This is a genomic window from Sorangium sp. So ce117 (assembly GCF_051524395.1).
Lineage (GTDB): Bacteria > Myxococcota_A > Polyangia > Polyangiales > Polyangiaceae > Sorangium > Sorangium cellulosum_B.
Genome location: NZ_CP150309.1, coordinates 5998732 through 6018858 on the forward strand (window position 1 = coordinate 5998732; position 20127 = coordinate 6018858).

18 protein-coding genes are annotated in these 20127 nt (G+C 66.6%); 7 read left to right on the forward strand and 11 right to left on the reverse strand.

Annotation, left to right across the window (positions count from 1 at the left end):
• The first annotated feature begins 295 nt into the window (after positions 1–295).
• Together WMF46_RS22375 and WMF46_RS22380 are read left to right on the forward strand one after the other, a co-directional pair.
• Positions 296–1078 (forward strand): helix-turn-helix domain-containing protein, encoded by a 783-nt coding sequence (locus tag WMF46_RS22375; protein WP_437987445.1) that lies wholly within the window; start codon positions 296–298, stop codon positions 1076–1078.
• Between the two features lie 35 nt (positions 1079–1113).
• A complete protein-coding gene (locus tag WMF46_RS22380; RefSeq protein WP_437987446.1) occupies positions 1114–1335 on the forward strand; it encodes an efflux RND transporter permease subunit in 222 nt (73 codons plus the stop codon).
• A gap of 96 nt (positions 1336–1431) precedes the next feature.
• Here WMF46_RS22380 and WMF46_RS22385 read toward each other — a convergent pair whose 3' ends face one another.
• Together WMF46_RS22385 and WMF46_RS22390 are read right to left on the reverse strand one after the other, a co-directional pair.
• Positions 1432–2064: a hypothetical protein gene (locus tag WMF46_RS22385; protein ID WP_437987447.1), complete on the reverse strand. Its 633-nt coding sequence runs from the start codon at positions 2062–2064 to the stop codon at positions 1432–1434.
• Positions 2065–2545: 481 nt separating this feature from the next.
• Positions 2546–2713 (reverse strand): hypothetical protein, encoded by a 168-nt coding sequence (locus WMF46_RS22390; protein WP_437987924.1) that lies wholly within the window; start codon positions 2711–2713, stop codon positions 2546–2548.
• Between WMF46_RS22390 and WMF46_RS22395 the strand changes: the two genes are divergently transcribed.
• On the forward strand, positions 2654–2821 hold the full coding sequence (locus tag WMF46_RS22395; protein ID WP_437988049.1) for a hypothetical protein: 168 nt from the start codon (positions 2654–2656) through the stop codon (positions 2819–2821). The genes WMF46_RS22390 and WMF46_RS22395 overlap by 60 nt on opposite strands.
• Before the next feature lie 778 nt (positions 2822–3599).
• Here WMF46_RS22395 and WMF46_RS22400 read toward each other — a convergent pair.
• Positions 3600–5063: a methyltransferase domain-containing protein gene (locus WMF46_RS22400; protein ID WP_437987448.1), complete on the reverse strand. Its 1464-nt coding sequence runs from the start codon at positions 5061–5063 to the stop codon at positions 3600–3602.
• Between the two features lie 274 nt (positions 5064–5337).
• Here WMF46_RS22400 and WMF46_RS22405 point away from each other — a divergent pair, with 274 nt between their 5' ends.
• The 4 genes from WMF46_RS22405 (at position 5338) to WMF46_RS22420 (ending at position 10728) form a co-directional block, all read left to right on the forward strand.
• A complete protein-coding gene (locus tag WMF46_RS22405) occupies positions 5338–8385 on the forward strand; it encodes a class I SAM-dependent methyltransferase (protein ID WP_437987449.1) in 3048 nt (1015 codons plus the stop codon).
• Positions 8386–8800: 415 nt separating this feature from the next.
• Positions 8801–9706, forward strand: a complete 906-nt coding sequence (locus tag WMF46_RS22410) for a PLAT/LH2 domain-containing protein (protein WP_437987450.1) — start codon at positions 8801–8803, stop codon at positions 9704–9706.
• Entirely contained in the window at positions 9703–10185 is a 483-nt protein-coding gene (locus WMF46_RS22415) for a hypothetical protein (RefSeq protein ID WP_437987451.1), read from the forward strand. Before WMF46_RS22410 ends, WMF46_RS22415 begins: the two co-directional genes overlap by 4 nt.
• An 84-nt stretch (positions 10186–10269) precedes the next feature.
• Complete coding sequence (locus WMF46_RS22420; protein WP_437987452.1) at positions 10270–10728, forward strand: hypothetical protein; 459 nt, start codon at positions 10270–10272, stop codon at positions 10726–10728.
• A gap of 485 nt (positions 10729–11213) precedes the next feature.
• Here the strand turns inward: WMF46_RS22420 and WMF46_RS22425 are convergent, their stop codons facing one another.
• From WMF46_RS22425 to WMF46_RS22460, 8 genes are all read right to left on the reverse strand, one after another.
• Positions 11214–11621, reverse strand: a complete 408-nt coding sequence (locus tag WMF46_RS22425) for a hypothetical protein (protein ID WP_437987453.1) — start codon at positions 11619–11621, stop codon at positions 11214–11216.
• Between the two features lie 120 nt (positions 11622–11741).
• Positions 11742–12143, reverse strand: coding sequence for a hypothetical protein (locus WMF46_RS22430; protein ID WP_272092897.1), 402 nt, complete (start codon positions 12141–12143; stop codon positions 11742–11744).
• Positions 12144–12179: 36 nt separating this feature from the next.
• Entirely contained in the window at positions 12180–12563 is a 384-nt protein-coding gene (locus WMF46_RS22435; protein WP_437987454.1) for a hypothetical protein, read from the reverse strand.
• 38 nt (positions 12564–12601) lie between these two features.
• Positions 12602–13690: a pentapeptide repeat-containing protein gene (locus WMF46_RS22440; protein WP_437987455.1), complete on the reverse strand. Its 1089-nt coding sequence runs from the start codon at positions 13688–13690 to the stop codon at positions 12602–12604.
• Between the two features lie 12 nt (positions 13691–13702).
• Positions 13703–15376, reverse strand: a complete 1674-nt coding sequence (locus WMF46_RS22445) for a hypothetical protein (protein WP_437987456.1) — start codon at positions 15374–15376, stop codon at positions 13703–13705.
• Between the two features lie 17 nt (positions 15377–15393).
• Complete coding sequence (locus WMF46_RS22450; protein ID WP_437987457.1) at positions 15394–17367, reverse strand: hypothetical protein; 1974 nt, start codon at positions 17365–17367, stop codon at positions 15394–15396.
• Positions 17368–17381: 14 nt separating this feature from the next.
• On the reverse strand, positions 17382–19193 hold the full coding sequence (locus tag WMF46_RS22455) for a hypothetical protein (RefSeq protein ID WP_437987458.1): 1812 nt from the start codon (positions 19191–19193) through the stop codon (positions 17382–17384).
• Positions 19190–20080 carry a tail fiber domain-containing protein gene (locus tag WMF46_RS22460; RefSeq protein WP_437987459.1) on the reverse strand — a complete coding sequence of 297 codons (891 nt, stop codon included), beginning with the start codon at positions 20078–20080 and terminating at the stop codon, positions 19190–19192. Before WMF46_RS22460 ends, WMF46_RS22455 begins: the two co-directional genes overlap by 4 nt.
• Positions 20081–20127 lie beyond the last annotated feature (47 nt).

Below are 20127 nucleotides of genomic sequence, written 5' to 3' on the forward strand. Positions count from 1 at the left end.
ATGCCCGGAAGGCCCTCCCCGCTCCCTTCGCCTCCATGGCGTGAGCGGGTGCCGGGGGGCGCGGCAGCGGAATTCGACCGGACGCTTGTTCCCGCACGCCTGGCGAGTCCGCTCGGCGGGGCCTGACCCGAGAGCGCGCTCGACGTTGCCGAAGGCATGCCGGCGCGGCGCGCGCGGATGGCCTTCGGGATCCGGCTCCTTGCGCACGTAGGCGACGCCACCGGTTGCCCGGACCGGCCCAGCTTGCTTGCAAGCTCTCGACTGTCGGAGCGTTCGTGCTATTACGGCGCCCCCCATGAACGCCTCTGACGCGATCAAGGAGCGGGTGGACCGCTTTATAAAGGACATCCTGAGCCTGGTCGAACGAGTTCAGGAGGAGCACCGCGCCGCAGCGCACCGGACTGTGACGACGATGCTGGCCGACCTGGAACGGCCAGCGGCGAACGCCTCCTCGGAGCGCCGTCCGAAGCCCCGGAAGGGGCCGAAGCCCCGGAGGGGGCCCGCGCACGCCCAAAGGAGCGTGGCGAGGCCTACAAGGAGCGGGAAGCAGGGCGCGCTCTCGGCAGCGTCAAGCTCCTCGACGACGGCACCGTCCACGAGGAGCGGGAAGCAGGGCGCGCTCTCGGCAGCGTCAAGCTCCTCGACGACGGCACCGTCCACGAGGAGCGGGAAGCAGGGCGCGCTCTCGGCAGCGTCAAGCTCCTCGACGGCGACACGGTCCACGAGGAGGACCTCAGCACCGGCATCCGGCGCGGACCGAACCACGGCTGGCACGATGACCGCGACGGGAGACTCCACGAGCGATCGGGAGGCTGTGGTGCTCGAAACCGTTCGATCCCTCGTGCGAGGGACGGCGACGGAGATCGCCACGCGCAGCGGGCTACCGAACGGGAGCGTGTACGTCACGCTTCGCACGCTCGTGGCTCGCGGCCGCGTGGCGAGAGCCGGGACAGCGAGGGGCGCCGAGTACAGCCTCGTCTCGTCCGGCGGGATCCGGCCCTTCAAGCGCGTGAAACCTGCGAGGCCCACCAGCCCTGCGGAGATGGAACAGACCGCCGACACCGCGCTCGCGGAGTAGAAGATTCCGCTCACGCACGAGATCGTCGCGGTGCGTTGAACGCGGCGCTCGCGCTCTCGCCCGCCGACGTGTCGGCCGCCATCGCCGCGCAGAACGTCCAGTTCGCGTCGGGCCGCATCGGCGACCTGCCGAGCCCGCCGACGCAGCAGATCAGCGCCACGCTCATCGCCGAGGGGCAGCTCACGACACCCGAGGATCTCGGGGCGATCGTCCTCCGCGCGAAGCCCGACAGGTCGCGGTGGTGCAGCTCGGGGTGATGGGCGCGGTGCAAGGAGTCGCCGGAGAGCCCGAGCTCACCGGCGGTCCCCATCTCCTGAGGACACGCGCCGCGACCGCTGAGCCCCGCTTTCAGCTCATGGATTCGTGAAGTCGTAGCATCCCTGCAGAGAACCAGCGGCTGGAGCCATGCTCGCCCCCGCGCCGAGCCGGGACAGATCCGTCATCACGTACACTGCGTCCCGGGGGAAAGGGAAAGCGGAGTCTTCACGTTTGCTGTAGGAGCCGCCTCCGACACAGTAGACCGTCGGGGTGCCGAGGCGCTCTCCCGGGATCACGAGATAACCGCTGACGATCTCGTTCCCGTCGACCTCGACATGGAGCACTCCACCAAGATCGAAATAGACATGGCCGCCATGCGCATCCGGGCCATACGAGAACTCGCTCGAGTTCTCGCCGTCGCCGTTCGGCGCTCCCTCGATTGGCCCCGAGAGCACATCCGCTTCGAACTCGTAAACGATCTCACCGGCGATGGGCTCACCGGGGCACGCGCCAAGCTTGACCAGCGATGCCATGGAGAACCTGTAGCCAGCTTCGTCCCGGATCACAGTCGAGCCGCCGGCATCATGGAACCACGTATCAGGGCTCGACCCCTCGGAGGGCATCCGGATCAATCCAGCGGCGCTCAGCTCGACGCCCTCTCGCAGCATCTCCCGTCCGAACAGATGCAGCTCACCACCAGCGCCGAAATCGAAGCGCAGGCTCTCCACGCGTCCAGCCAGGGAGCTCCACGCGTAGGACTCTCGCACAGCCTGTCCGGACATGGATCCTTCGAGCGACAGTGAGCCGGGAGCACATCGCGGTCCGGTGTCTCCCTCCCCCGGGGTAGACGAAGCGGCATCGCAGCCGCACAGAAGGAGGCCCGCGACCAGGAGGGCGCCCCCCGAGGCGCTCGCTGAGCGGACCGATCCGCGATGAGGTTCATGAGGTTCCATGTGCGCGGTGGCTGGAAGGGCGAAGGTTCGTGTTCGGTGGCTCGGCAGGGGGGACTCTGTCACGTTTCGCCGCGGGTGTTAACCCCCCGCCCCCGCGAGCTCGGCCGAGGACCGGGAGGCGCAGTGGGAGGTCGCCGAGCGCGTCCAGCGTTTCCCGCCCCCTTCGCCGCTGTCGCGTGAGTTATTTCACACGCCACGCATTGGACGGAGCCCGCAGTGACATGGCCTCCATGCGCGCTCCCCCCGGAGCCTCACCTCATTGGATCTCGGGTCCCCCGTGCGCGACGAGCAGCGCTAACGACACCCGGCTCCGGGCGACGACGGACTCGACCGTGCTCCCGAGGTAGAGCTGACCGAGAGGTCCATGATCGTAGCACCCGAGCACGAGCAGGTCGTACGGAGCGCGCGCGAGCTCCTGCGCAATCTCGGCCTGGAGGGACTCTCGCTCGATCTCGACGCGCTCTGGAGCGAGGTGGAGCTGCTCGGTCCCGAATCCGGAGAAGAAGCGCTCGGAGACCCGGAGGCCCAGTAGCGTTGCCGCACTTCGTGCGGCATCTGCCTGAACCTTCGGCCGACGCGCAATGCGTCGCAAGCGATTGAAATGATGAATGAATTGCGTCCCCAGCGGGGTACGCACCGGTGGTGCACGCGCCGGATCGCGCGGCCAGCCTGCGGGGTGTCCGGCTTCCGGTGGCCCTGGGGGTCGTCGCGTGAGGCTCCTCGACCGCCTCGTCGTCGCTCCGCCAGTGACGTCCGTCCTCATACCGGGGGCTGGGAAGCAACCGGCCAGACGAGCCCAGATCAACCCGCGGAGGCGTACGTCCTGCGGCCGCCTCGGGCGCCTGACGTCGACCATGCGGGACGGTGCGGAGGCCCTCGTACCCCGGGCGCAGAGAAGGGCGCGATCGCGGCCGGTCACCCGGTGGCGTCGGGTCGGGTGGCGTGGCGCGAACGACGCAACGCGTCAGATCCCGAGGCGCCGCGTCCGTGTTGCCCGGCAGATGAACCCACGACCGGCACCTATGCTCGGAGCACGTCACGTGAAGAACCGGATCGTCCACATCCCGACCGTCAAGGATCCCATCAAGCCATCGCCCGGCTTCGACGAGAAGGGGTTGTCCGACTTCAAGCTGAACCTCATCGGCCTGTGCGGCTTCGGGTGCGCCTACTGCTCGAGCAACGAGGGCAACTACCTCCGCATCCAGCGCAGCGCGCGATGGTCGGGGCGGCGTCGTGCATCAGGGACTTGTGCTTGCTGTTGTCGTCAGCGCCTCCAGGAAGTCTCGCGCCCGGCCGCGCGCCGGCCTAGCTCACGCGTACCCCGCCGCCCCGGCACGCTGGAACCCTTCCTCGAGCTGCTCCTCCATGCGCCGGTAGAGCGCCAGCATCGCCGGCCGCCACGTCCACTTCACCGACTCGGGCCGCACCGCCGTCCGGTACGGCGTCTGCCGCGTGAACCCCGAGGGCAGCACCTCGCACGTGTGCCCGAGCTCCTGATACGCTGTAACGAAATCGTGCCCCCAGCAGCCGTTGTGCCACGCCGAGTACCCGGTCCAGGACGGCGAGTTCTCGAGGTGCAGCACGTGCCCCCGGCAGACGCGGAGCAGCTCGGCGAGGCGGCCTTTCAGGTCCTCGGGGCGGGTGTGGAGCAGCGCCTCCGAGGTGAAGACGATATCGAAATGGCCATCCGGGTACGGCAGCGCCCCCGTTGGCGATCCGACCGTGACGTGCGCGGCCCGCCACTCGGGTGAGGCCCAGCCGAAGCCGGCCTCCACCATCGTCGGGCTCTGATCGAAGCCGTGCACGTCGACCCCCTCGATCCGGCTCAGGTTGAGCAGGTGCCGCCCCGGCCCGCAACCGAACTCGAGCACGCGGCAGGGCGCGTGGTGCGCGACGTGGTCGGCGACCATCATCTCGGCGATGTGATAGAACGGGTGCCTCGTCTTGCGCCGGTCGTATTCCGACGCCCACTCGCCGCCGCTCTGATGCCAGTACGCGTAATTGGGAGGATGGCTCGACATGGCAGGGTCTCCTGAAAGGCTGGTGCGGAGCAGATGGCCAAGAAACATGGGTGAACACAGGACCTCGGACCGGCTGCTCCCCTTGAGCCACGCAGGCATCGACCGGTTCGAGAGCATGTAGCAGTAGGCGTCCGGCTCGAAACGCGCGTGGAAGTCGACGAGGCCGTCCCGGGGCTCCGGCGCCACCTCGTCGAGGAAGCGGGCGGCCTGGCTCCAGCAGACCGGCATGATCCACGCGGTGGGCACCATGTGCGTCGATCCCGGGTGCGCCTCGATCGCCGCCGTCAGCGGCACGCTGCCGATCTCCAGCCAGTCGATCGGCCGGCGCGCGCGCAGGTGCGCGGCGACGCGCGCGTAGAAGTCCGCGACGACGGGCGCGCCAGGCCGCGCCAGCAGGAATCCGTTGGAGATGCTCCCGAACGGATCGCGGTACGTCACGAGATCATGCTGGTCGAGCAGCGCGGCGAGCGGCGCGACCGGCCGCAGGAGCACGCAGTCGGCGTCGATCCAGAAGCCGCCGTGGTGGCGGAGGAGGTACGCGCGGATGTAATCGGCACGGTGCGCGACATACAGCGCGTCGATGGGCAGATCGCGATCGCTCGTCCAGAGCCTGTCGAACGAGGCGCGATCGAGCACCCGCGCGCCCGCGTGACGGCGGAGGCTGTCGAGGCAGAGCTCCACGTAAGGCGGACAGGGGCCCTCCCAGTACGTCCACACGGGGGGCGCGTCGCGCCTCGACATCACCTCGCTCATCGGGGCGTCTCCTGGCTCACGGACGCATCTCCACCGCGGGGCTCTGGGCGGTGCGCGGCATAGTCCTGCTCGAGGAAGCGACCGATCGCGTGCGCTACGAGCCGGCGCCGGTTCGCGGTCGGCATGATGCACGACACTAGCGGCGCACGCGCGTCGATGGCAAGGCTCGCCGGGCTCGCGGGCGAAGGATCAGAGCTCACGCGGCCCCATGAGACTGAAGATTGTTCATCCGGCGTGGCCCGGCTCGGGCCTTGAATTATCTCGGAGGCATGTTATGGCAGTTTCCGTCAACCTGCCTGACGAGCGGATTCTCGCCGCGCCCCATATATTGTGTCTCGTTTCGAGTGAGCACATGCCGTTCCGGAACGTTTATGCCTGCCTCGTGCACGAGGACCGTGAGAGCGTCATCGACCTGATACGAAATCTCCACTACCTCGATCCTGCATCGACAATCCTCCTCTACAACGGCGGCACGAACCGCAAGCTCCTCGGCGACGATTTCCCCTTCGAGCAGTACGGCGCCATGGTCCACCCGGCGCCGCGGCCGATGAAGTGGGGCTACCTGCATGGCTTCGCCGTCGATTGCATGCGCTTTGCGCTGGAGTCGTTCCCGTTCGACGCGATGACGATCGTCGACTCGGACCAGCTCGCGACCAGGCCCGGCTACTCGGGCCACCTCGAGGCGTTCCTCGCTTCGCGACCGCGTGTGGGCCTGCTCGGCAACTCCCCCGCTCCTCAGGGCCCCGTCCCGACGATGCCGCCGGCGATCGCCGCCCGCCGCGAGATCGATCTCTGGCGGCGCTTTCTCCGTCGCTTCCCTGACGGGGAGGCGAAGTTCGTTCACTGGACCTTCTGGCCCTCGACGGTGATCACCGCCGCGGCCGCGCGCGAGATCGTCTCGCTCTTCCGTGACGTGGAGCTCCAGGCCATCTTGCAGCGCTCGCGCATGTGGGCCACGGAGGAGGTGCTCTTCCCGACGCTCACCGCGCTCCTCGGCTATGAGGTCGCCGAGAACCCGTGCAGCTACGAGTATGTCAAGTTTCGCGTCCAGTATTCGGTCGCGCAGCTCAACACGGCCTTTGCCGATCCGCGCGTCTACTGGGTCCACCCCATCCCGAGGCGCTCGCAGGACCCGCTCCGGCGCCATATCCGGGCTCGCTTCGGCGACTACGGCGAGTTCGCCGCCGCGTTGCCTCCCGCGAACGCCGCGGCAGAGCGCGCTGGCAAGAACGGCCCCGTTCCACCCCCCGGGCCTGAAGCTCTCTCGTGGGCGCAGAGCGCCCCCCGAGACAGACGCGATGTCCTCCTCGCCACGCGCGTCCTCGCCGAGATGCGGCCGATCGAAGGCTGGCTTGCGGACGACGAGGCGGATCTGCTCATCGCTGCCGCCGGCCGCGCCCTGCACGAGTTCTCAGCCACCCACGCGATGGTGGAGATCGGCAGCTATTGCGGCAAGGCCACGCTCGTGCTTGGCCGCACCGCACAGGCGATCCAGCCGGAGGCGCGGCTCTTCGCGATCGATCCGCACGACGGCAGAGTCGGCGCCCGCGACACCGGCCTGTCGGTCACGTCCCCGACGCGCGCGCGGTTCGATTTCACCGTCGCGGCCGCGGGCCTGGGCGAGCTGGTCGTGACGATCGAGAAGCGCGCACCCGAGGTGGCGTGGCAGGGGCCGGTGAGCCTGCTCCTCGTCGATGGCCTGCACGACTACGAGAGCGTACGCGAGGACTTCGAGCACTTCGAGCGATGGATTGCGCCGTTCGGGTACGTGGCCTTCCACGATCATGCCGGTTGCTTTCCTGGCGTCATCCAGGTCGTCGACGAGCTCTGCGCATCCGGTTCCTATCGCCGGATCGGGGCCGTGGGGACCCTGGTCGTGCTCCAGAAGGCGCAGCCCGCGGGCGAGGCGCCGCGCCTGCTCCTGCGCGGCCCGATCCTGGCCGAGATGAAGGCCATCGAGGGCTGGCTCTCGGAAGAGGAGGCCGATCTGGTCATCACCGCGGCCGCTCGCGCGCTCGAGGAGCTGCCAGCGTCGCACGCGATGGTGGAGATCGGCAGCTATTGCGGCAAGGCTACCGTCGTCCTCGGCCGCGTGGTCCAGGCCCTGCGGCCGGAGGCCCGCATCTATGCCATCGATCCGCATGACGGCCGCGTGGGCGCCCGCGACTGGCGGATCGTGAGCACACCGCCGACGCGGCTCAAGTTCGACCGCACGATCGCCCACACGAAGCTCGGCGCGTACATCGTGCCCCTCCAGAGGCGCGCGCCCGAGGTGGCGTGGGCAGGCCCGGTAAGCTTGCTCCTGGTCGACGGGCTGCACGATGAGGCGAGCGTGCGCAGTGACTTCGCGCACTTCGATCCGTGGGTTGTCGAGGGCGGGTATGTCCTCTTCCACGATTACGGCGGTGGATATCCCGGGGTGACGCGGGTGGTGGACGCGATCCTCTGCGCAGGCGCGTACGTCCAGGTGCACGCCGAAGGCAGCATGATCCTGCTCAAGAAACGGGCTGCTCCGCTTGAAGCCGGGCCCCTGGCTGCGCGAGGTGTGGGATCGGAGGCACCCACCCCAGCGCTGGATGCCCCGCCGCCGCCCGCTCCACCGCTACGAATCGAGCTCTCGGAGCAGCCGCTCGTCACCGCGATCATGCCCACGGCCGACCGCCGCCGCTTCATCCCTCACGCGATCCGCCACTTCCAGAAGCAGGATTACCCGAACCGCGAGCTCGTCATCGTCGATGACGGCGCGGATCCCGTGAACGACATCGTCCCCGACGACCCGTGCATTCGCTACCTGCGCTTGCCTTCCAGGCGGACGGTGGGGTGGAAGCGCAACTATGCCTGCCGCGAGGCGCGAGGCGAGGTGATCATCCACTGGGACGATGACGACTGGATGGCCGATAACCGGATCCGCTACCAGGTCGAGCGCCTGCTCGCCGAGCGCGCGGCGCTCTCGGGCCTCTCGCGTATTCTCTATTACCAGCCCGCCTCCGGGAAAACGTGGCAATTCGTCTACGGCGGCGGGCCGTCACGGTGGTTCGGAGGCAATACGCTCTGCTACCGCAAGGCGCTCTGGGCGAAGAACCCGTTTCCGGACATCAACGTCGGCGAGGACGCGCGCTTTGTCTGGAGCGATCGGGCCAGTCCGATGACGGCGCTCGAGGACGACTCCTTCATCGTGGGCATCATCCACAGCGCCAATGTGAGCCCGAAGCGGGTGGCCAACAACGCCTTCCGGCCCCTCGCCCCCGAGCGAATCCGCACGGTGATGGGCGACGATTTCGAGGCGTACCGGGCGCTGCTCGCGAGCGAGCGCAGGCAATGAGGCGGCCTCGGTCCGAGACGTCGCCGCACGGGCCTGCACTCAGACAGCCAGCGCCCCTTACTTGAAGCCTCCCTGAGCTCGTCGGGCTGGCGCCGTCCATGACGGACAGCGCTCGACGGCGTCCGGTGCGCGCCTCGCCCGACGGGCGCTGCCCACGTTGAACCCCGATGTCATGAAGACCCACGGTGCGGAAGCGGCTTCACGTCGCCCGGACCTGTTACCTGGATTGCTTTTGTAATTGACATGAGAAACCTGCCTGGAGTCTCATGGCCAAGCTCACCGGAGCCACGAAGGCTCCCAGGCGGCAATAGCCTCGCCTCATGGGAAAACGCAGCGGAGTCTACCCGGCTGGCGATGCGGCTGGACCCTCTTGCGAATACGCTAGTACCACATTTGCACACAGGGCGGATGCTCCATGACGCAATACAAGATAACGACCGTAACCGGGACTATGCAGTATGCTCAGACATATTCGCATATCTTCGTTACCATCCACGGCAGGCAGGCGTCCTCCAAGGAGTACCCGCTCAAAGACCGCGAGGGGGGCGGCCTGCCCTTTCAGCTCGGCAAGACCGACGTCTTCGACATAGACATCGACGAGGAGATCGGCGAGCCGATCTCTGTATTTGTCCGCACCGACAACGAAAATTCGAACGCAGGCTGGTGGCTGGTCAAGCTCACCGTTCAAGACAACATCCCGCGAACGCCGTGCGAGTTCCCGTGCAACGCCTGGATTGGGTCGGACGGTTCCCAACCCGATGATCCCAACACTCCATGGCAGAGGACGCTCGAGCGGAACTACCCCATCGTCCTCGACTACTGTGAGCTCGGGGGGAGACTCCCGAACGGCTGGAACGACGAGGGCGGCGCGGCCGCCACGTTCACGATCTATTCCAAGGACTACCGCCTGCGGCTACCGGTGTGCATGTGGCAGCTTGACGACCACAATCAAGCCACCGGGTTGACAGTCACTGCGACAGTGGAGCATTTCGATCGCAACGGCGTCGTCGATGTATGCACCTTGAACCTGGTGTTCACCGCGAACGGAGCCCTGCAGAGCGCTCAGGGCACCCTGAGCGCCCGCGACGCCCAGCGACCGCTGAATCTCGAGTGGAGCGCGCCGGAACCATCGCCCGCGATCCCTCTGGTCGTGCAGCTGTCCGGCAAGCTCTTCGACGACGCCGGCGGCTTCCTCGTCCACCTCGGACCCAAGCCGGGTCAACTCAACTTCCCCGCCATCATCAGCCACGTGATCAACAAAATCGACGCGTGCATCTTCGTCCGAGAGCGAGACCAGGTGAATGGAGAGGCGAAGTCATGATCCACGTGAACATCGACCAACTGGGAGCCCTGCTCAACGCTGGCTATGGGTGGGATCAAGAAGACGGGAATGCCGCGAGTTACCAAAACAATGGCTTCTACTACAAGGTGTGGAAGCCGGACACCTCGGTCTCCTATGGAGAAAAGGGTCTGTTCGTTTCGACGAGGATCGACCGGCCGGACATGCCGCCCAGATCGGACTGTTGCGTGCTGATGCTTTGGTTCGACGACCAGGGTACCCTTATCCAGGCGGGTGCCTACATCAACCTGGACACCGGCGATCCAGCGGATGGCGTGAGCTTCTCGACGGTCACCGGTGCCAGCGCCGAGGATATCGCCGAAGACCTTCGCAAGGCCATAGCTGCTCAGCTCCAGCAGTACTTGGTGGACCGGCCTGGCCGCGCAAACTACTCGAACGTCGTGAAAAGAAACATTCTCGACGTCAGTGCCTGCATATCGCTTGACAGCTCTCGGCTGTGATATATCCAATCCGAGACACACTCAGACCGAGACAAGACACACCTAAACCGAGACAGCAGACCGAGATAGAAGAAGGAGATATACATGTTGGATCTTCGACCGATTGGTGACCAATCAGCTCCTGGTGCCAAATGGCTGGTGGCAGCGGCTCAGGGCAAACGCAGCATTTCCGTCCAGTTCGTAAACAACCTCAACGAAGCAATCCAGCTGGTGAGCTATAGCCAGAGCGGCGACGCTACGGACTGGATGGATGGCATGGCGCCGTATGACGGCCAGATCATCCCGAATGTTGGCAACAACTCTATTTGGGTCGGAACCTACGTAGACAACATCAGCTTCACTGAGTTCGGCTTCACGATCACGCTCTACTGCGCTGGCGTGCCGGTTAAGTTCACGGCGAAGAAGCCGAAAATTGGCGCCGCCACGGTAACATATGATCCGGAGAATCCGCAAGGGCTTTCTATACCTAGTCCCATTCAGGTCGCAAACGCGACGGGCAACTACTCCAATGCTACAGCAACCATAAGTAGATCGAATTCTTAGCAGCCTGAGCGATGAGCCGGCTCAAGGCCGATGAGCCGGCTCAAGGCCGGGGGGCTGGAAGCAGCTCGAATCTTCCCACATGCTCTTGATCACCGATCATCTTCATCGGTAGCCTCCAGCATCTTCGACAGGGGCACTTCCCGCCGACGCTCGTTGTGAACCGCAAGAGCCAGCCAGCCGGAAGCGGCGCTGGTGAATGGAGCCGAGCGCCGCAGCGCGATGCGCTCGACCGGCAGGTGCTCCGGCAGCTTCTGCCGTCCGTGCGGGGTGATCCTTCGCCCGTCGTCTCCGGAGGAGCCGGGCGGCGCCGCCGCCTTCAGGCGAGCTCGCCGTGCAGCTCCGGGCGGCTCCGCTGAGCCCGCGGGCAGCTGCACGGCGAGAGCGCCGGCCGGCAGAGCGCGAGCAGCTCAGGTGAGCTCAGGGAGCCGGAGGCGGTGCAGCCTCGGCGAGGCGGACCTCTCCATCGAGCGCCTCCCCTTGGCCTCTCATCCCGCTGGCGGCGATTCGGGCCGCGGCACCTCCTCCAGCGTTACCGAGACGACAACGGCGTCGGGCCGCCTGTCGTCGACCTCGTAGGGGAGCACCCGGAGGACGTCCGTCAGAGTCTCCTCAGGTTGAGCGCCGAAATCGAACGCGCCGACCCACGGGAGGGACCACGACACCTTGACATACCCGTGCACCGACCCGACCCGCACGAAAGCGCTCGTGCCGGCCACGATCTCCTGGGATTCGCTGCCCCAGACCGCAACAGACTGCTTCTGGATGTCAGCGCCCTGCTTCGCCTCCACGTCCTTCGTCCAGATCCCCCGGAGGACGGCGCAGCCGTGCACCGTCAGAGTCTGATTCGTGTTGTTCTGAAAGATCACCTTCACGCTGCGATACGTGGTCGCCATTGCACCCTCCGGCGCGCTTGAGGCGCGCACTCCTTGTGTTCCACTCCAGCGAGCAGCGCGGGGCGCCGCTCGCCTCACCGAACCCTTGCTCCCCCGGGCCCCCCGTCGTCCCTCCGTCGCTCATTCGCCCCTGTCTGGCGGAGACCCCACCAAGCTCGGGACGAGCGTCACCAGGACAACAGGATAATCGGCCAGCTCCGTGTTGTAGCACGGAGCGAGGGACGCGAGCCTGTCCGGAACGGTGACATCGACCGCGAGGTTCTGCATGCCAGACAGCGGGACATGCCAGGTGATCTTGATGTACCCCTTCGTCGACCCGAGGTGCAGGTAGCCGTCCACGCCGGTGAACGCCTTCGACAGGCTCATCCACCTCTTCGAGCCCTGCTTCGGGATGACGTCCCCGCGGACGGGCGGCCCTGCCGGGCCCCACTCGCCGCGAATCAAGTTGAAAGATTCGATCGTCAAAAGCTCGTTGGTGCTGTTCTGCAGGATGAGATCGATGCTCTTCCGAATGGCAGCCATACGTACCTCCTCTGGAAGGTTCCCAGCCCGCGCGCCTCACCGCAGAGGGTCTCGGTGAGGAGGCAGCGTGATGAGCACGGCGACATCGGCCGGGTCGTCGTCGTTCGTGTAAACGGTGATGCGTCGCGCCACGTCGTCGTGTACGGGCTCGCAGCGAAGTTCGCCCACCCACGGCAGATGCCAATGAAGTTGAAAATATCCGGTCGTCGAAGCGAACCGAACGAATGCCTCGGTGCCGCGCCCTAGCGTGCTCGACTCGGTCCCAAAGGTGCGCGCGCTCTGCCGCGCGACGGTTTCACCATGGCTGATGGTCCGCCCGGACGACCAAGCCCCGACGAGCACCTCGGCCCCCTCGACGGTGAGCGCCTCGTTGGTCGCGTTGAGCAGGATGACGCGAACACGGCGATAGATGAGCTGCACGTCGTTCCCCTGGAGCGGTTGAAGAGCGTTGTGGGTTCCTATCGAGATCGGGCGGCCGGCGCTGCCACGCCAAGCGCGGAGGCGAGGTGCGCGCCCTTGAAATCTGCGCCGTCGACCAGCGCGCCCGAGAGGTTCGCCCGGGTCAGGTTCGCGCGCGAGAGGCGCGCGCCCGAGAGGCGCGCACCCCTCAGGTCCGCGTCGCTGAGGAGAATGCCTTCGAGGAAACAACCCTCGATGTTTGCTCCCAGAGCAACGATCTGCGCCAGGCACGCGCCCTTCAGCGAGGCGCCGCGGAGGTCGGCGCCCGAGAGATCGGCGCCCGAGAGATCGGCGAGGGACAGGTCGGCGCCCTGGAGATCGGCGCGAGAGAAGCGCGCCCGCACGAGCTCGGCCCTGTGGAAGACCGCGGAGCGAAGGTTGGCCTCGCGGAAATCGGCGCCGCGGAGGTGAGCCCGAGAGAGCTTTGCGCCCACGAGGCTCGCGCCGCGGAAGCTCGCCTCGCGGAGATCGCCCTCGCTGAGGTCGACCCCGTCGAGGCGGGCGCCGGCGAAGCTGAGCTCTCGAAAGTCCGCGCGCCGGAGGTCCGCGCCGCAAAGATCGACGCCGTCCATCGGCCATAGCGGGAAGTAGCCCGCGCGGTGTGCGCTCACGAGGAAGCGGGCCCCGCCGCTCGCGAGCGCGCGCACCTGCTCCTCGACCGTCCAGTCGCTCTCCGAGAGCCCCTCGGGGTAAAGACGGCGAAGCCAGCTCGGGGCGTCGATGTCGCCGGAGGAGCCGGCCTGCCCTCGGGACAGGGGCATCGGCTCGAGCGCGCGGACGCTCGTCACGGCGGCGTCGATGCTCGGAGCGTGCACCGCGCCCGGGACCGCAGCGAGATCGGGCCCGGCGTCGAGCAGCACGAGCCTCTTGCCGAGGCCGAAGGCGGTGCCGACGGCGACGATCTCCGCGCCGCTCCGAGGGCGCACGACGACCACGGCGTCAGCCCCGGCGAACGCCGCGGCGAGCTCGCCCAGCGACGCGCGGCCGGCGTCGATGCGCTCGACGTCGTGAGCGAAGGCCGAGAGCCCCGCTTCGATCTCCGTCGCAAGAATCTCCGTCGCGCTCGCCACAAGGATCACGTTCGGCACGGCTTTCCCCTGTCACCAGATGCGTATGATCTTGAGGAGACGCATGCATCTGGGCAGCGAGCTTGCGCCCTCCGTCTCCTGTGTGGACTCGCCGTTGAAGGTGCCTGACTGGAGGGGGTAATACTCTGACGTGCTCGCCGTGACCTGATGCTCGTGATCCGCTCCGGCGAGCTCCTCCGTTCCGTAGTAGGAGCTCTCGTTCGCTGTCCCCTCCGGCCCCGTGCGCTCGAGCTCGACGCTCACCGGATGCGTATGCTGGATGCCATGGCTGTGCATGGTCTGCCACGTGAATTGGTGTGTGTGCGTCGCTTCGCCGCCCACCTCCCCGGGCTTCTGATCGCCGGCGATCGGCAACACGAGCCTCCCGTTCAGATCGGGGACACGCAGGCCTGCGAACTCGCTTCTCGCGTCGACGACCTCCGTGCCATCGCAGAGCTGGAACCCCGCGGGGAGCCTGGGGCTGTTGCGCTCCTCCGGCCACAGGTACCAGTCGAGGATCGCGCCGATCGGGAGCTCCCGCTCGCCCTCTGTTTGCCTCTCTCCATTCTGAAAAACGAGCCCGTCCCTCGCGTAGATGACACCGTTGACGGTCAGCTCGCTCTCGACGTCAGACGTGCCGATCCCGACGTGGCCGCGCTTTGCGGACACCACGAGCGTGGCGTCGGTCGTCCGGGCGTTCGCGCCCGAGATCAGCCGGATATCCCCCTTGGAGATCACCGCGAGCGAGCTCGCCTTGAAGGCGATCCCGTCGGAGAGAGGATGGCTCTGCCCCTGCCCGTCTTCCAAGATCCCAAGTTGCCCATCTTCCGGGAGCACCAGCGCGCAGCCGGCGTCGAGCGCGAGGGAGCCTTTGACGTGGAGCCTGGACTGTGGGTTCTCTGTGCCGATACCGACACACCCGTTGCTCGCCGCGGCGAGCAACGGCCGCCCGTCGCCGAACCTCACCACGGCGAGCAGCTTGTTACAAGGTTTGGCGACGACCTCCAGGCCCACGTTCGAAGGAGCCACGCCGCTGCCGACGCTCATCGACCCGTGGACGGCCACGGAGCCGAAGACGTCCATCTCGCTCGCCTGGAACTGGAGCTCACCAGGCTCGATCGCGGAGATGCTCGTTCCGTCGTCCCCCGTGCCAGCGGGGTTGAAGGCCACACGGTGGAGCCTCACGCCGCTGTATCGCCGGCCGTCTACGTCGATGGAGGCAACGTAACGTTCCTTCGATAAACCGATCGTCGCCAGCAGGATCTCGATCGATGGCTCCACGTCGCGACCGCGACGGGTCGAGCGGGCGGAGACGCATCGGGAGGAGACGCGCGGCGCGACGACACACGCTCTGAACTCGAGCCCGCGCGCGTCGCGCGCCGGCGACGCGGCGTCCTCGTGGTAGCAGATCGTGACGCGAAAATTCCACGGCGCGACAAAGGACTCCGGCTGTTGGACCGCACCAAAGTCGATCTTCTCGGGCGCGGCGAGGGCGATCTCGCGGCCGAGCGAGTCCAGCGCGAAGCCTGGCTGCACCACGACGCCTCTCGGGTTCTCCGGGTCGAGGACGACGTCGAGCCCGCTCGCGATGCCCCATGTGTGGAGCGCCCGATTGGCCGCTCGGTAGCTGTCGATCTGATAACGCTGCTCCTGCGAGAGATCGATCGCCCGAAGGAGCTTGTCCGCGGTGAAGCTAGGCCTCTCCATTCCCGACCCTCTCGTTCCTACTGGATCCGCATGAGCTTGAGCAGCTTGATATACGGCGGCATGATGGCCGCCGGCCCGGTTCGATAGGGGTCCGTCGACCCGGGGGCGCGCGATCCGCCCTCGCTGCTGGCGCCGGTCATCACGTTATCCGCTGGATCCACGAGAACGACCGCCGTGTGCTCGTGCGCGAGGATGCAGCTCGCCCCGGGCCCAGTCCCCTGGCCTGCGCCGTCGGCGCCATTGTCGACCGTGGCCGAGCTGGTGTGTGAATGCTGAAAGAGGTGCTGATGCGTGAGCTCGCCGAACGTGTGAACGTGCTGTGTACCGTCGTTGCCCTGGGTGCTGATCTGGCTCGCGTCCCACGCGCCGCGGACGAAGTAGCCCGTCAGGTCGGGGAGGGTCTTTCCGTCGAGCGAGCTCCCCGGCGCGCTCACCTTGGACCCGTCGCAGACCGCAAATCCATCCGGGATCTGGCGCTTCGCATCCGGACGCCACCAATCGATGATCCCTCCGATCGGCACCGCGATCACCGCCTCCTGCTGCTCCGTGCCATCGGGGAAGATGAACCCCTTCGACGCACGGATGGCGCCCTCCACGATGAGCTTCGGCTTCGATTTCAGCTGGCCGTGCCCTCCGTTCACCTCGCTGAGCCTTACCGTGCCGTCCTCGGAGAGGTGAAGCGCCACCTGTCGCGCATCGGGCGGGCTCGCCGATGGCCGCGCCGTCAGCTCCATCGTCTTCTCGGTGCGCAGCTCGACACCGCCGCGCTCCTCGAAGCGGATCTCTGGCGCGATGGACGCTCTTGATTGGATTCCACCGCCGCCGGCAAAGACGACGTTGCCTCCTCGCGATTCACTGTCATCAACCCGGTTCTGGTGCGTTTGCCCTGCCCTGGCTTCGGGGCGTGTCAGCCGAACGTCGCCGCCGGACACCGCGAGGCACTCCTCGGGGCTCTCCGTCCCGAGCCCGACGCGTGGCTCCCCATCACCCACATTGCACACGAGCAGGGCAGCCTCGCCGCCGCGCGCGAATCGCGCGACGCGCGCCCGCTGGAACGTCCACGTCGCGTCCTCGGCATTGAGCTCTTCGCTCGTGGACACCGTCTCGCCCGGTCCGACGGCCTTGACGTCGGCCTGGACCGGATTTCCGGCGAGGTTCTGGGTGAAGATCCGGTCTCCGGGCGCGACGATCCGATCGATGGGGATGCGGATGGGAGCGCCGTTGCCGGGGACGGCGGCCGAGACAGCCTTGCCGCTGCTCCGTATCGTCCCAGGGCCGGCGAGCGGCGCATTGGGGGCCCTCACCTCGAAAACGGCCCTGTGGATCGTGGTGCCGATCGTGACCGGCCCTCTCACCGAGAGCTTGACGGCAGGGGCGCCTCCGCTCCGCGGCCGGAAGCGCACCTCGTCGGCGCTCGCGCGCAACCCCGTCGTCGCGCTCTCCTGGTCGCCCGCCGACCAGCCGACGATCCTCGGCTCCCTGTCGCTGGGGAGCAGCGCGTGCGCGAAGCGCAGCGCCCCGGCGCTCATGCTGACATAGCGCCGGCAGCGCGTGGTGAGGACCGGCGACGAGGACGGATGGCTGAGCTCGGCGAGGACGATCTCTCTCTCTACGTCGATTTCGGCCTTTTTGTACCAGGAGAATTTCACTTGTTCGCGCGTCCACGGAACCCTGGTCTTGTTCGTGGCATAGACCGACTTCCTTGTGCTCCTGGCGACCAGGGTTGCGTCGTCCGACGGAGTCGGGCCTGACCACGGATCGTCGACGACCAGGATGTGCTCGCTCCTATCGAACGCGATCCCCGGAGAAACGGTCACCATGCCGCTCTCGAGCGTCACGTCGAGCCCGACCGCGATGCCCCACGTGTGCAGCCCGAAGTCGTGCGCACAGCGGAGGGCGTCCACGTAGCCTTGCTCGGCGGTGTAATCGGCCACGGTGAGGAACTCTCCGGGGAAATAGTTGGGTCGGCGCAGCGACGTCTCATTCGCCATCAGGAGCACCTCCGTCACTTGATCCGTATGATCTTCAACAGGTCAAAGTGAGGCGGCAGAACGTCGTCGGAGCCACTACCCACCGGTAGAGAGCCTTCATCCTCTGCAGAGCCCTCTGCCACTGGAGGGCCCGTCTGCAGTTCGCCGGATGGTATAGCGGACTCGTCACACTCTAGCCCGCTCGTGGGATCGACAGTGACATCGATCATATGCGTATGCTTTTTTCCGCTGAGCCCGTTGGAGCCGCCGCCTTTGGATGGAGATGTGGTGCTCGCCTCGCCCGAGGCGAAGGCGAGCGGGCCGCCATGACCATGGTCAACCGAGTGCTTGTGCGGCGGGATGACCAGCTTGTGCCGGTGAGCACCGTCCTCTGTCTTTCCGACCTTTCGGGCGTCCGTGGTGCCCAGGACGAAATAGCGCCGCAGGTCGGGGACCGCTCTCCCGTGGAGCGGGCTATCCTTATCGTAGACGGTTTCACCGTCGCAGAGCTGGAAGTTCTCGGGACATTGGGGCGTGGGGGAGCTCGGATCCGACCACCAATCGATCACGGCGCCGATGGGGAGCGTGGGGTGCGCGGTCGTTTGCGGGGTCTGCTGGGCTCCGATGAGGAAGCCGCCGCGCAGCGACTGCACGGCTCCCTCGACGTTGAGCATCGCGTCGAGAGACGCGCCAGCGTCGGGAGACGCGACCTGATCGCTCGGGTCGATATTCACCCTGTCAGGGAAGATCTCCAGAACCGAGCGTTTGCTCCCCGAGTCGCCTCCGGTCTGGAGCGTGATCGTCAGAGGCCAAGGGACGGCCACCTTCAGGCCGCTCTTGCGGAAGGTGACGGTCTCCCCCTTCGGGCCACGAAGCGAACCCTCTTCTCCAAAGAATATCGTCTTGTCGCCGTCGAGGAGGAGGTCCCCGTCAACCTCGAGCTTGGCCGTCGGCGCTTCGACGCCCACGCCGAGATTGCCCTCGCAGGTAAGAGCGAGCACCGGCTCGATCATCCCCGGCGAGGTGTTCGCTTCGGTCCCCACGAACAGGACCTTGTCCAGCGGACCGCCCGTGCCGGTGACGTCGAGCTGCGCCTTCGGCCGGTCGCGCGGCGCCGGACCGAGCAGGTTCTCCTCACCGGGCGGGCCGCCCAGAAGGGTGGGGCTGTCCAGGCCGAGCGCGTTCGACACGGTGAGCGTCCCCGTGATCTTCAGCGCGCCCGTGAACGAGACCTGGTCCGCGCTGACCTCCAGCGCCGAGGCGCGAGGCTCTTCCTTGTCGACACCCGCACAGAGGCTCGGGGGCTCGGGGTCCGTGCCGTCGAGCACGAAGGCAGCCTGGCCGACGCGCACGCCGCTCCACGCGCGGGTGTTGGGATCAATCTCCACCTTGCCGTCGTCGTCGATCGTCAACTTTCCGAGCACGATGCTCGCCTCGCGTTGAGCCTCGCCCTTCTCCACGAGCTTGATGCTGGGCTCGAGCAAGAACCGCTTGAACCCCTGGGCCTCGTACTGGGAGGAAGCTGAAGCAGGGTCCGGTCGCTCCGCCAGGGCGAGGAGCACGTAGAGCTCCGTCCCCCGTCGATGCCCGAGGTCGAGGCTCTTCGGCTTGTCGAGGAAGAGCGGACGCCCCTGGTCGTCGATCGCCATCCCGGGGTTCACGTTCACGGCATTCTTCGGGCCCACCGTCAGCGAGAGCGTGAGCCCTTGAACGATGCCCGCGGAGTGAAGCGCAGCGTGGCGCTCCGCGATCAGCTGCTCGAAGTAGCGCTGGTCCGCGCGGAAGACCGAGGCGGTGAGCAGCTGGCCGTCGAAGAAGGCGATACGCTCGCACTCCGGAGATTTCACCCTCGCCCTCCGCCTCGCCGAGCGCCCTCGGCTTCGAGCTCCGCGACACGGGCGCTGAGCTCCTGGATCGACCGGATCAGCAGGGGCACGAGCTCCTGGTACGCGACCGTCTTCAAGCCCGCGGCGTTCTCGCCCACGATCTCGGGCACGACGCCCGCGACCTCCTGCGCGACCAGCCCCAGCCGGCGCCGGCGTGCGGGATCGGAGCGCCAGGCGAAGGACACGGGATTCAGCTTGGCTACGCGAGCGAGGGCGCCATCGATAGGAGACACCTCGACCTTCAGCGCGGCGTCACTGGGTGAAGATGTGGACGATTCCGGGCCCCACGCGACGGATTCCCGTCCAGAACCATCCGCACCATTGGGCTGTGAATCTTGTCCGGTCTTGAAGGTGCCAAGAACAATACCTATCGGCATCTCTACCCCGTAATCATCCGTACAGTTAGGATCCGTAGGCACCGAATCGCTGGCTTTGACATATGCCAGCTGGACACTCTCGGCAACCGAATGACCAGCTTGCTTGCTCTGGTCGTCGTCGGGATCTTCGCCATATGCTATGTAAACAGTGTAAGTTGTGCCGGACTCAAGTTCACCTACGTTTAAAGGGTAACTCGTGCCGCCCTGGGTAGCGTAGTCGAGGATCAGCGGTCTCCCTTGGTAGTCGAACGCCATGCCGAGAGTCACAGTGACGCCATTATCTGCATCCCAGCTCAGCTCAAGGCCAGAGACAACACCGGGGCCAAACAAGAACAAATTCTGCTGACGAATCAAATCGCGTAAATATTTTTGCTCCCGATTGAAATCATCCTCGATGAGCAGCTCCCCATCATAATAATACGTGCGACTTAACTGGTTTGTTGTGGCGCGCCAATCGAACTTATCCGCCATGCTTCCTCTGACAGCTGTCTGATTGTACTGGCGCCGAAGACCTGGGC

Coding starts and splice junctions, on each gene's coding strand:
- WMF46_RS22375 (WP_437987445.1), top strand. CDS start 296: ATGAACGCCTCTGACGCGATCAAGGAGCGGGTGGACCGCTTTATAAAG.
- WMF46_RS22395 (WP_437988049.1), top strand. CDS start 2,654: ATGATCGTAGCACCCGAGCACGAGCAGGTCGTACGGAGCGCGCGCGAG.
- WMF46_RS22400 (WP_437987448.1), bottom strand. CDS start 5,063: ATGAGCGAGGTGATGTCGAGGCGCGACGCGCCCCCCGTGTGGACGTAC.
- WMF46_RS22405 (WP_437987449.1), top strand. CDS start 5,338: ATGGCAGTTTCCGTCAACCTGCCTGACGAGCGGATTCTCGCCGCGCCC.
- WMF46_RS22410 (WP_437987450.1), top strand. CDS start 8,801: ATGACGCAATACAAGATAACGACCGTAACCGGGACTATGCAGTATGCT.
- WMF46_RS22415 (WP_437987451.1), top strand. CDS start 9,703: ATGATCCACGTGAACATCGACCAACTGGGAGCCCTGCTCAACGCTGGC.
- WMF46_RS22420 (WP_437987452.1), top strand. CDS start 10,270: ATGTTGGATCTTCGACCGATTGGTGACCAATCAGCTCCTGGTGCCAAA.
- WMF46_RS22425 (WP_437987453.1), bottom strand. CDS start 11,621: ATGGCGACCACGTATCGCAGCGTGAAGGTGATCTTTCAGAACAACACG.
- WMF46_RS22430 (WP_272092897.1), bottom strand. CDS start 12,143: ATGGCTGCCATTCGGAAGAGCATCGATCTCATCCTGCAGAACAGCACC.
- WMF46_RS22445 (WP_437987456.1), bottom strand. CDS start 15,376: ATGGAGAGGCCTAGCTTCACCGCGGACAAGCTCCTTCGGGCGATCGAT.
- WMF46_RS22450 (WP_437987457.1), bottom strand. CDS start 17,367: ATGGCGAATGAGACGTCGCTGCGCCGACCCAACTATTTCCCCGGAGAG.
- WMF46_RS22460 (WP_437987459.1), bottom strand. CDS start 20,080: ATGGCGGATAAGTTCGATTGGCGCGCCACAACAAACCAGTTAAGTCGC.